General features: G+C 64.3%; 10 protein-coding genes. 8 read left to right on the forward strand and 2 right to left on the reverse strand.

Translation table 11 applies throughout. The annotated features are described in order from the left end of the window. The first annotated feature begins 129 nt into the window (after positions 1-129). The 6 genes from DKT77_RS04735 (at position 130) to DKT77_RS04760 (ending at position 6,612) form a co-directional block, all read left to right on the forward strand. Positions 130-1,107: a tripartite tricarboxylate transporter substrate binding protein gene (locus DKT77_RS04735; RefSeq protein WP_109810588.1), complete on the forward strand. Its 978-nt coding sequence runs from the start codon at positions 130-132 to the stop codon at positions 1,105-1,107. A 78-nt stretch (positions 1,108-1,185) separates the two neighbouring features. Continuing rightward, on the forward strand, positions 1,186-1,677 hold the full coding sequence (locus DKT77_RS04740; protein ID WP_109810589.1) for a tripartite tricarboxylate transporter TctB family protein: 492 nt from the start codon (positions 1,186-1,188) through the stop codon (positions 1,675-1,677). A gap of 12 nt (positions 1,678-1,689) precedes the next feature. Next, a complete protein-coding gene (locus tag DKT77_RS04745; RefSeq protein ID WP_109810590.1) occupies positions 1,690-3,207 on the forward strand; it encodes a tripartite tricarboxylate transporter permease in 1,518 nt (505 codons plus the stop codon). Positions 3,208-3,241: 34 nt separating this feature from the next. Beyond that, entirely contained in the window at positions 3,242-4,771 is a 1,530-nt protein-coding gene (locus DKT77_RS04750) for an acyl--CoA ligase (RefSeq protein ID WP_109810591.1), read from the forward strand. 3 nt (positions 4,772-4,774) lie between these two features. Beyond that, the gene (locus tag DKT77_RS04755; protein WP_109810592.1) at positions 4,775-5,758 is read left to right on the forward strand and encodes a 2-dehydropantoate 2-reductase; all 984 of its coding nucleotides are present in this window, start codon (positions 4,775-4,777) and stop codon (positions 5,756-5,758) included. Between the two features lie 17 nt (positions 5,759-5,775). Then, a complete protein-coding gene (locus tag DKT77_RS04760) occupies positions 5,776-6,612 on the forward strand; it encodes a universal stress protein (RefSeq protein WP_109810593.1) in 837 nt (278 codons plus the stop codon). Positions 6,613-6,631: 19 nt separating this feature from the next. Here DKT77_RS04760 and DKT77_RS04765 read toward each other — a convergent pair whose 3' ends face one another. Further along, positions 6,632-7,444, reverse strand: a complete 813-nt coding sequence (locus DKT77_RS04765; protein WP_109810594.1) for a quinoprotein dehydrogenase-associated SoxYZ-like carrier — start codon at positions 7,442-7,444, stop codon at positions 6,632-6,634. 119 nt (positions 7,445-7,563) lie between these two features. Here DKT77_RS04765 and DKT77_RS04770 point away from each other — a divergent pair, with 119 nt between their 5' ends. Beyond that, positions 7,564-8,634, forward strand: coding sequence for a quinoprotein relay system zinc metallohydrolase 2 (locus tag DKT77_RS04770; RefSeq protein WP_109810595.1), 1,071 nt, complete (start codon positions 7,564-7,566; stop codon positions 8,632-8,634). 3 nt (positions 8,635-8,637) lie between these two features. Here the strand turns inward: DKT77_RS04770 and DKT77_RS04775 are convergent, their stop codons facing one another. Further along, on the reverse strand, positions 8,638-9,267 hold the full coding sequence (locus DKT77_RS04775) for a hypothetical protein (RefSeq protein ID WP_109810596.1): 630 nt from the start codon (positions 9,265-9,267) through the stop codon (positions 8,638-8,640). Between the two features lie 174 nt (positions 9,268-9,441). Here DKT77_RS04775 and DKT77_RS04780 point away from each other — a divergent pair, with 174 nt between their 5' ends. Further along, complete coding sequence (locus DKT77_RS04780) at positions 9,442-10,554, forward strand: S-(hydroxymethyl)glutathione dehydrogenase/class III alcohol dehydrogenase (protein WP_109810121.1); 1,113 nt, start codon at positions 9,442-9,444, stop codon at positions 10,552-10,554. The last annotated feature ends 7 nt before the right edge of the window (positions 10,555-10,561 follow it).

Genomic DNA, 10,561 nt, shown 5'->3' on the forward strand with positions numbered 1-10,561 from the left:
CAACATATAACACGAGAACACGATATTCCGTGAAATTTTATGGCGTGGTGGTACAGATTGTATACGAACCAGCCGTCGCGCCACAAAAGAGCGTGCAACAAGGCCGGTTGCCATCGGGAGGAGATCTACATGACTTACGCGATCACGCGGCGGATTGCATCCGCTGCCTTGGCTTCGGCCGTCTTGCTTGCCGCGGCGCCGCTTGCTGCCGCTGACTGGAAACCGCAAAAGCCCGTCGAGATGGTCATTATGGCCGGGCAGGGCGGCGGCGCCGACCGTCTTGCGCGGCTGTTCCAGTCCATCATCCAGAAGGAAAACCTGTCCAGCATGCCGATCCTGCCCGTGAACAAGGGCGGCGGGTCGGGCGCCGAGGCGCTGCGGTATCTCAAGGACAAGTCCGGAGATGACCACGTGATCATGGCGACGCTGAATAGCTATTATACCACCCCGCTGCGTACCGACATCGGCGTCAATATCGAAGAGTTCACACCGCTGGCGCGCATGGCTCTCGATACGTTCGTTCTTTGGGTCAACGCCGATAGCGATATCCAGACGCTGGATGACTACGTTGCAGCGGTGAAGGCGTCGGGTGGATCGTGGAAGATGGGCGGCACCGGCACCGGCCAGGAGGACAGTCTCGTAACCGCGATGCTGGAAACCGAGTTCGGGATCAAAGTCACCTACGTGCCGTTCAAAGGGGGCGGGGACGTTGCGAAGAACCTCGTTGGTGGACACATCGACTCCTCCGTGAACAACCCGTCCGAGGCGCTTGGGTTCTATCAGGCCGGAAAGCTTCGCCCGATCGCAGCCTTCACCCCGGACCGCATCGACGTGTTTCCCGACACTCCAACCATGACCGAACTGGGCCATGAGCTGGTCTACTGGATGCAGCGGTCCTTCGTGGCACCGTCTGGCATGTCGCCCGAGGCGGTCGCCTACTACACCGAGATGTTCGAGAAGCTTAACGCGACCGAGGAATGGAAGACCTACACGCAGGAAAAGGCACTGATGGCCGACTTTCTGACAGGTGATGCCCTGCAGGCCTATTTCCTGGAAGAACGTGCCAAGCATGGTGACCTTCTGGGCGCCATGGGCGAAGGTTCCTGATCCCACCCGCTGCGACATCGGCACCAAGGCGCGCAGGGTTTCCCTGCGCCCTTTTCCCATCCAAAGAGAACATGACCCATGCTGACCGCTGACCGAGTCATCGCAGCAGCCCTGATGGTGCTGTCTGCCTATTTCATGTGGCACGCCACCGCCCTGCCCATCGGGTGGAACGGGATGACCGGCGGACCTGGCGGTGGCGCCTTCCCGTTCTGGCTGTCGGCGATCATGTTCGTGACTGCGGGGGCGATCATCGTGCGCTCCTTCCGGATCAAGTTCGACAATCCCGACACCTTTTTCGATCAGGAAACGCTGCGCGCGGTGCTGGTTGTGATCGGCTCGCTCGTGGTGACCATCACGCTGATGCCCTGGGCGGGCGCCTATATCGCGCTGCCCCTTTTCCTGCTGTGGTACCTCAAGGTGTTCGGCAAGCATGGCTGGACGCTGACGTTGCTGCTGACGCTCGGCACCCCGGTATTCCTGTTCTTCTTCTTCGAGGTGACGCTGAAGATCCTTCTGCCGAAGGGCTTCACCGAACCGCTGTTCATCCCGCTCTACGCTCGTTTCTTCTGAGGGGTCCTGCACATGGAACTGATGGCCCATCTGGCGGACGGGTTCGCCACCTCGCTGACCTCGCTAAACCTGCTGATCGTCGTGATCGGTGTGACCGTCGGCCTGTTCATCGGCGCCATGCCGGGGCTGGGGTCGGTCAACGGCGTGGCGATCATCCTGCCGATCACCTTCATCGTGCCGCCGTCCTCGGCCATCATCCTGCTGGCCGCGATCTATTACGGCGCAATGTACGGCGGGGCGATCAGTTCGATCCTGCTGGGAATCCCCGGCGCTTCAACCGCCGTCGCCACGACCTTCGACGGGCGGCCGATGGCGCAGAAGGGCCAGGCGGGCCTGGCCCTGATCGCGGCTGCCTGCGCGTCCTTTGTCGGTGGAACGATCTCGGTCGTGCTGTTCACACTGTTCGCGGCACCGCTGGCTGACGTGGCTCTTGCCTTCGGCCCGGCCGAGGAATTCGCGCTGGTGCTGCTGGCCTTCACCACGTTCGTGGGGCTGGGCGGGGACGATGTGCTCAAGACGCTCATGATGATCTGTCTGGGCCTCGCACTGTCCACTGTTGGGCTCGATCTTATCTCGGGCCAACCACGGCTGATCTTCTTCGACCAGCCGGGCTTCTATTCCGGCATCAGCTTTCTTGTTCTCGCTATTGGCGTCTATGGCATCGGCGAGATCCTCTACACCATCGAGACGCAAAAATCCGCGCCCTCGGTCACCCCGGCAAAACTGACCTTCGGCGAGTTGTGGTACGGCGTGAAGGAACTGAACAAGCACTGGAAGACCATGAGCTTCGGGTCGATTCTGGGCTTCTTCGTAGGAATGCTGCCAGCCGCCGGTGCGACGCCCGCCGCGCTTATGTCCTACGGAATCGCCAAGCTGATGTCGAAGACGCCCGAACGCTTTGGCAAGGGCACGATCGAGGGTGTGATCGCACCTGAGACGTCGAATAACGCGGCCTCCACCGGATCACTTCTGCCGATGCTGACGCTGGGCATTCCCGGTTCGCCGACCACGGCGCTGCTGCTGGGCGGCATGGTAATGTGGGGACTGGTTCCAGGCCCGATGTTGTTCATCGAACAGCCGGACTTCGTTTGGGGGCTTATCTCCTCGCTTTATACGGCGAACGTTGCTGCAGTTCTGGTGAACCTCGCGCTGATACCGCTGTTTGTCTGGGCGTTGCGGATGCCGTTTACAGTGCTGTGCTCGCTGGTCTTCATCCTTTGCATCGTGGGCGGCTTCGCGCCAAGTCAGAAAATGCACGATGTCTGGCTGATCCTGGGTTTCGGCGTTGGCGGTTACCTGCTGCGGAAGGCCGACTATCCGATGGCGCCGCTGGTACTTGCGCTTGTGCTCGGCCCACTGATGGAGAAAAGCTTCCGCCAGACCCTGATCTCGGAACAGGGCAACGTGCTGGCGTTCATTGAGCGTCCGCTGTCCGGAACATTCATCGCCATCAGTGTAATCTTCTTCCTGTTGCCGATGCTAAAGCACGTCAATCGCTGGCTGGGGCGCAAGCCCTCGCCCGCAGAATAATATGCAGTGAATACCAAGAACGAGGACGTCTTCCATGGAAACCACCCTGACATCGCTGATCTCCGGCCATCCGGGCGATATGCCCGCCATCGGGGCGCCGGGGCGTGACTGGTTGAACTACGACGGTTTGCGCGCTTTGGCGCACGAGGTCGCGGACAGCCTGAACGGCATGGGCATCGATGCGGATGACCGGGTGGCCATCGTGCTGCCGAACGGCCCGGAAATGGCGACGGCTTTCGTCACCGTTGCGCAGGCGGCAACTACAGCGCCCCTGAACCCGGCCTACCGCGAGGACGAATACGCGTTCTACTTGGAAGACCTGAAGGCGAAGGCGCTGCTGCTGCAGGACGGCTATGACGGCCCCGCCTTCGCCGCAGCCAGCAAGCTGGGCATGCGGATCATCCGCCTCTCGGTGCCGGACGGAGCGCCGGCGGGTCACTTCACTCTGTCGTCGGACGGCGAGGCCACCCGGAAGACCCGCGCGCCATGCAGCGATGACATCGCGCTGATCCTGCATACGTCGGGCACTACATCTAGGCCCAAGATCGTGCCACTGACGCAGACCAACGTGGCCGCGTCGGCCCAGCACATCCGTGAGTCGCTGGACCTTCGGCCCGCCGATCGCTGCATGAACGTCATGCCACTGTTTCACATCCATGGCCTGATCGCCGCCGTCGCGGCGTCGCTGTCGGCCGGCGGGTCGATCTGGTGCGCACCGGGCTTCGACGCGCTGAAGTTCTTCGGCTGGATGAAAGAGGCGGCGCCTACCTGGTACACAGCCGTGCCGACCATGCATCAGGCGATCCTGTCGCGGGCAGGCCGAAATGCCGACGTGATCGCGGCGGCGAAGTTGCGCTTCCTGCGCTCGTCATCGGCGTCGCTGCCCGCGCAGGTGATGGTTCAGTTGCAGCAGACCTTCGGCGCCCCGGTGATAGAAGCCTACGGCATGACCGAGGCCGCGCACCAGATGGCGTGCAACCCATTGCCGCCCCGTGTCCAGAAACCCGGTGCGGTGGGTGTGGAGGCCGGTCCGATGATCCGCATTGCGCACGAGTTGGAAAACCATCTGATCGAAGGCACCGGCGAGGTCGTGATTTCGGGTCCGAACGTGACTCCGGGCTACGAATCCAACCCTGACGCCAACGCGAAAAGCTTCTTCGAGGCGGACGGCGCGCGCTGGTTCCGCACCGGCGACCAGGGCGCTTTCGATGCTGACGGATACCTGCACCTGACCGGGCGCCTGAAGGAAATCATCAACCGCGGCGGCGAGAAGATAAGCCCGCTCGAAGTGGACGGCGTGCTGCTCGATCATCCGGAAGTAGCGCAGGTCGTCACCTTCGCGCTCCCGCATTCCAAGCTGGGCGAGGAGGTCGCGGCGGCTATCGTTCTAACCGAAGGCTCCGCGGCGACCGAGAAGGACATCCGCGCCTTCGCGGCCGAACGCATGGCTGATTTCAAGGTGCCCCGGAAAGTCGTGATCCTCGACGAGATCCCCAAGGGCGCGACCGGCAAGATGCAGCGCATCGGGCTGGCGGAGAAACTCGGGCTCGTGGAAGGGGTCTGATCGGTGAAGATCTGCGTTTTCGGCGCCGGGGCCATCGGCGGCTACATGGGCGTGAAACTGGCGCAAGCCGGGGCCGAGGTCAGCCTTGTTGCGCGCGGTCCGCATCTGGCGGCCATGAAGGAAAAGGGTCTGACCCTGATCGAGGAGGACGGCGCACCGCAGACGGTGCAGGTCACGGCAAGTGATAATCCCGCCGATCTCGGCCCGCAGGACTACGTCATTGTCACGCTTAAGGCCCATTCGGTGCCGCCGGTGGTAGCCAAGATGCAACCGCTGATCGGCGATGGCACGACCGTCGTCAGCGGCGTGAACGGCGTGCCTTGGTGGTACTTCCACAAGATCGGCGCCGATCTGGAAGGCACCCGGCTTGCGACAGTCGATCCGGGCAATGCGCAATGGGACGGGTTCGGCCCGGACCGCGTGCTGGGCTGTGTGGTCTATCCTGCGGCGGAAGTGTCCGAACCCGGCACAATCCGGCACATAGAGGGCAACCGCTTCAGTCTGGGTGAACCCGATGGCAGCAAGTCGCAGCGCGCCACGGCGCTGTCACAAGCTCTGAGCGCAGCGGGTCTGAAGGCGCCGGTGCGGCCGCGCCTTCGGGACGAAATCTGGGTCAAGCTTTGGGGGAACCTGTCGTTCAACCCGATCTCGGCGCTGACCCATGCGACGCTTGATGTGCTGTGCACCGATGACGGCACCCGCGCCGTCGCGCGCAACATGATGCTGGAGGCGCAGCAGATCGCCGAAAAGCTGGGCGTCAAGTTTCCCATTGACGTGGACAAGCGGATCGACGGCGGCGCCGCGGTCGGTGCTCACCGGACCTCCATGCTTCAGGATCTCGACCAGGGCCGCCCGATGGAGATCGACGCGCTGGTCGGGTCGGTTCAGGAACTGGGCCGGGTCACGGACACGCCCACACCCACCATCGACACTGTGCTGGCGCTGACCAAGCTGCGCGCGCGCAGCGCCGGTCTATACGACGGCTGAAGGGCAGGGGCGGACCCATGAGTATCAAGAACATCCTCGTCGCCTATAACGGCATGCCGGGATCGGACGCGGCCCTGACCGGCGCGGTGCTGATGCAGAAGTATTTCGATGCGCATCTGACCGGGCTGTTCGCACATGGCAACCCGCTGCTGTCCCGGCAGATGAAGCGGACGTGGATGCCCCGCAAGGTGCATGAAGCGATCGTCGAGGCGGCGGACAGTCCCACGTCTGAGATCCGCGAGAAGTTCCACAAGGTCTGCGCCGACGTGCCGGACGCAAAACTCCACTGGATCGACAGCGGCGGGTCGGTGCAGCGCACCGTTGCGCGCTATGCGCGGCTGTTCGACCTGACGGTGCTCGGGATGTACGAGACGAGCGAGGACTACAACCTCTCGCATATCGAGATCCACCCGGATCGCGTGGCCTTCGACAGCGGCCGACCCGTGCTGACCTTTCCGGCCAACTATACGGGCAGCGTGTTCAACGGGCGCGCCGTTGTGGCCTGGGATGGTGGGCGTGCGGCGGCGCGAGCGCTGGCGGACGCCATGCAGATCCTCGAAACCGAAACCGAGGTGGACATCGTGTCGGTGGGCCGCTCGCCGCTGGCGGACTCGCTGCCGGGGATCGATGTGCAGATGGTTCTCGACCGTCACGACGTGAACGTGACCCTTACGGAACTGCCCCGCGAACGTCGCCCCATTGCCGACACTCTGGTGGACCATTGCGAAAAGACAGGGGCCAGCTTGCTGGTAATGGGCGCCTACGAACACTCGCCCCTGCGCGAGGGGTTGATCGGCGGCGTCACGCATGACATCGCCCTGCGCGCGCGGCTACCCGTTCTGATGAGCCACTGACCGGCGCGGCGGCTGCGGCCTAGCCCTCGGCCGCCTTGCGCAACTCCTGCACGAAGCTGTTGCCCTCGGTGTCGGTGGCGCGCACCGTCAGGGCAGGGGCACCGTTGTCGGCATAGCTGAACCGGAAAACCGGATTCTCCGAGATCGAAATCCCGCCATCCATCGTGAACAGCAACTCGTCGCCTTGCCACACTTCCATGTGGTCGATGAAATGCGCCGGAATGAACAGTTGGGTGATCTGGTCGCGCTGCAATCCCGAATAGTTCGGATGCCTCACCATGATCTGTGCCTCGCGGCGCGCGGTGGACATCTGGGCTTCGGGTGTGAAGCTGCGCAACTTCATCATTCCCATGCCTTGCAACGCGACCTCTGGATCGCGTGAGGCTGGGGCGGAACACCCGCCCGATGCCTTCACGAAGCGGCCGGTCATCGCCGGGCCTTCAGGGGTGTCGGCGATGACGCGTACGTTGGAATACTGGTTGACCCGCACTCGCAGTTCGAAATCCAGCGGTGACATCGCGTCGGAAAAGCCCAGCACGGCTGCGACCGGCGCCGGGTTCTCGTCGATGACGATGGTCGCCCCGCTGATGCGCACCGACGGGTCGGATTGCGTCAGGTGCACCGGTACGGTGGCGGCGTCGTTGGCGCGATAGGGCGCGTCTATTGTCAGGATCGCAGAGGCGTCTCCGATCGGGGCATCGCCCACCACATCTACCCTCAGCGTGTCCCAAGTCGGGCTGTCGGTAAGCGGGTTAGGCACCGGGTCGGCCGCATGGGCGGCGCCCGCCAAAAGGGCGGCAAGCAGAGTCAATTTTATGAATGGCTGCGTCATCGGTGGTCCTCCCGCACATATCGGATAGACGATGCCACAATTTGCCCATTTATTATACACGGAGATAAGTCTGTGCGCTCACGTTTTCGCGCGGTCTATGCCGGAAGGGGCCTGCTACCATGTTCGAAGCCGTCCTGACACTCTGTCTTGGTGCCGCGGGGGCAGCCGATGCACCCGCCAACGGGGGCCCGCCCCCGTGCCGGGACCTGCTGCTTCCGGGATACGAGGCGCCAACCGAGGCAGGCTGCACCGCTGCGTTGCGCGCGGCTCCGCCCGACCGCGCGGCGATGGCGGGGGGCACGCCAGACTGCCGCCCGGTCGGCGACGCGTTGGCGGTGGAGGAGATCGCCGAGGGCGTCTTCGTCCATGCCGGGCTGGTTGCCGAACCGGACCGGGACAATCGCGGGGATGTCGCCAATCTTGGCTTCGTGATCGGGGCACGGCAGGTCGCCGTGATCGACACCGGGAGTGCCGCCTGGATGGGCGAGGCGCTTTGGCGCGCAATCCGCCAGCGGACGGACAAGCCCGTCACCCATGTCATTCTGACCCACATGCATCCCGACCACGTTTTCGGCGCTTCGGTGCTGGAGGTCGCGGGCGCGGCGAGCGTGGCCCATGCCGGGCTGACGCGCGCGCTGGCGGACCGGCAGGGCAATTACCTTGAAAGCCTCGCGCGGCTGATCGGGCCGGTCGCTCTTCTGGGCACCGAACCGCCGCAGGTCGTGCTGGCGGTGGAAGACGCGGCCGAGATCGACCTTGGCGGGCGGCGGCTGCACCTGCGCGCGTGGCCGCTGGCGCATACGGGCACGGATCTGACCGTGTTTGACAGTGCCACGGGAACGCTTTTCGCCGGGGATCTTCTGTTCGACCGGCATACTCCCGCGCTGGACGGCAGTGTGCGCGGCTGGCTGGCTGTGCTGGACCGGCTGCAGCGCGAAGCCGGGGGTGAGATTCTGCGCGTCGTGCCCGGTCACGGGGCGACGGCGCTGCCTTGGCCGGATGGTGCGGCCCCGTTGCGACGCTACCTCGATACATTGGCTCGCGACACACGTTCAGCGATCGCCGCCGGGCTGCGCCTGTCGGATGCGGTGCCGCGCATCGCCGCGTCGGAAGCGGATCGTTGGGAGCTGTTCGACGCCTATAACCCGCGCAACGCTACCGTCGCCTTCACAGAACTGGAATGGGAATGACGGTCAGCCTTCGTCGACTTCGGCCTGGAGCATCCGGGCGATTTCGAACAGCCGCCGTTCCAACAGGGTTGGGGTCTCGCACAGGTAGGTGATAGATTTCTGGCGGTCGGAATAGATCAGCTGATCCCAGTCGAGCTGTTCTTCCAGCGCGTCTATCCGGTCGAAATCGGGCGCGTCGGCTTTCAGCTCTGCGGTCATCTCGCCACGGGCTTCTTCGATCTTCTCGGCCAATGCGATCTGGCTCAACGAGAAATCCCCGATGCCGCCAATGATCCGCGCCCGGCGCCGCGACAGGCTGTCAAACACGTCTGCGAAGACCAGACCGAGCAGAGCCGGGTCGCCGCCATGCGCGGCAGCGAAGGAGGCAATGTCCGGCGCCAGGTCCTGCGGCGCGATTCGGCGCACCGCCAACTTCGCGCCAAGCGCGGCGATATCGTCGCGTGCGGACTGCGGTACCGTGTCCGGCATGGTTTCGGGCACCGGGTAGGGCCACATGAGCCCGACTGATAGCCGTTCCACCTTGCGCTGCACGCAAGGCCAGGTCGGATCGGAATAGTCCGCCCCGGCAACGGGGCCTGCAAGGCACAGCGCGGCCAGCGCCAGCGCAATGGTGCCGGAAGTCTTGGGCGTCATGGTGCGGTCTCCTCCCCCGACTGTATCCTGCAACAGAGCACCTGACCTGTCCATCGCCCCCGATGCCCACCATAGTCTGCATTGTTCGGTATACTGTCGCCGACCATACTTCTCGCAGAGGGACGCGGACCCGCCGACAAAGAGACCGGGCCGTACCAGGGAAGGAAGACAGACATGCGAACACGCGCCGCTGTTGCCGTTGAGGCAGGCAAGCCGCTTGAAATCATGGACGTGGAGCTTGACGGCCCGCGGGCCGGGGAGGTTCTTGTGGAGGTGAAGGCCACGGGTCTTTGCCACACGGACGAGTTCACGCGTTCGGGCGCGGACCCCGAGGGGATCTTTCCGGCGATCCTGGGTCACGAGGGCGCGGGCGTTGTCGTGGAGGTCGGCCCCGGCGTGACGAGCCTTGCGGTGGGGGACCACGTGATCCCGCTCTACACGCCGGAGTGCCGCGAATGCGAGTACTGCCTGAACCCGAAGACGAACCTGTGCCAGAAGGTGCGCGCGACGCAGGGCCAGGGTCTTCTGCCGGATGGCACGACGCGGTTCTCGATGCTCGACGGCACGCCGATCCACCACTACATGGGCTGCTCGACCTTCGCCAACCACACGGTCGTGCCTGAGATCGCGCTGGCGAAGATCCGCCCGGACGCGCCGTTCGACAAGGTGTGCTACATCGGCTGCGGCGTGACGACGGGGATCGGCGCGGTGATCAACACCGCCAAGGCCGAGATCGGCTGCCGGGGCGTGGTGTTCGGGCTTGGCGGGATCGGTCTGAACGTGATCCAGGGGCTGCGGCTTGCGGGCGCGGACCAGATCGTGGGCGTGGACCTGAACGACGACAAGGCCGAGATGGCGCGGCGCTTCGGGATGACCGATTTCGTGAACCCGTCGAAGGTCGACGGCGACCTGGTGGCGCATCTTGTGGCGCTGACCGGGGGCGGGGCGGACTACACGTTCGACGCGACGGGCAATGTGGGCGTGATGCGCACGGCGCTGGAATGCGCGCACAAGGGCTGGGGCGAGAGCATCATCATCGGGGTGGCGCCTGCGGGTGCCGAGATCGCGACGCGGCCGTTCCAGCTGGTGACGGGGCGTGTGTGGAAGGGCACGGCCTTCGGCGGGGCGCGCGGGCGCACCGACGTGCCGAGGATCGTGGACTGGTACATGGACGGCAAGATCGAGATCGACCCGATGATCACCCACAAGCTGACCCTCGACGAGATCAACCACGGGTTCGACCTGATGCACGAAGGCAAATCCATCCGCGCCGTCGTCGAATTCTGAGGACGCG

This window comes from Meridianimarinicoccus roseus (genome assembly GCF_003172915.1).
Classification (GTDB): domain Bacteria; phylum Pseudomonadota; class Alphaproteobacteria; order Rhodobacterales; family Rhodobacteraceae; genus Meridianimarinicoccus; species Meridianimarinicoccus roseus.

What these genes read in the sequence shown, in the direction of transcription:
- DKT77_RS04735 (WP_109810588.1), top strand. Translation starts at nt 130, where the DNA reads ATGACTTACGCGATCACGCGGCGGATTGCATCCGCTGCCTTGGCTTCG.
- DKT77_RS04740 (WP_109810589.1), top strand. Translation starts at nt 1,186, where the DNA reads ATGCTGACCGCTGACCGAGTCATCGCAGCAGCCCTGATGGTGCTGTCT.
- DKT77_RS04770 (WP_109810595.1), top strand. Translation starts at nt 7,564, where the DNA reads ATGTTCGAAGCCGTCCTGACACTCTGTCTTGGTGCCGCGGGGGCAGCC.
- DKT77_RS04765 (WP_109810594.1), bottom strand. Translation starts at nt 7,444, where the DNA reads ATGACGCAGCCATTCATAAAATTGACTCTGCTTGCCGCCCTTTTGGCG.
- DKT77_RS04760 (WP_109810593.1), top strand. Translation starts at nt 5,776, where the DNA reads ATGAGTATCAAGAACATCCTCGTCGCCTATAACGGCATGCCGGGATCG.
- DKT77_RS04750 (WP_109810591.1), top strand. Translation starts at nt 3,242, where the DNA reads ATGGAAACCACCCTGACATCGCTGATCTCCGGCCATCCGGGCGATATG.
- DKT77_RS04745 (WP_109810590.1), top strand. Translation starts at nt 1,690, where the DNA reads ATGGAACTGATGGCCCATCTGGCGGACGGGTTCGCCACCTCGCTGACC.
- DKT77_RS04775 (WP_109810596.1), bottom strand. Translation starts at nt 9,267, where the DNA reads ATGACGCCCAAGACTTCCGGCACCATTGCGCTGGCGCTGGCCGCGCTG.
- DKT77_RS04780 (WP_109810121.1), top strand. Translation starts at nt 9,442, where the DNA reads ATGCGAACACGCGCCGCTGTTGCCGTTGAGGCAGGCAAGCCGCTTGAA.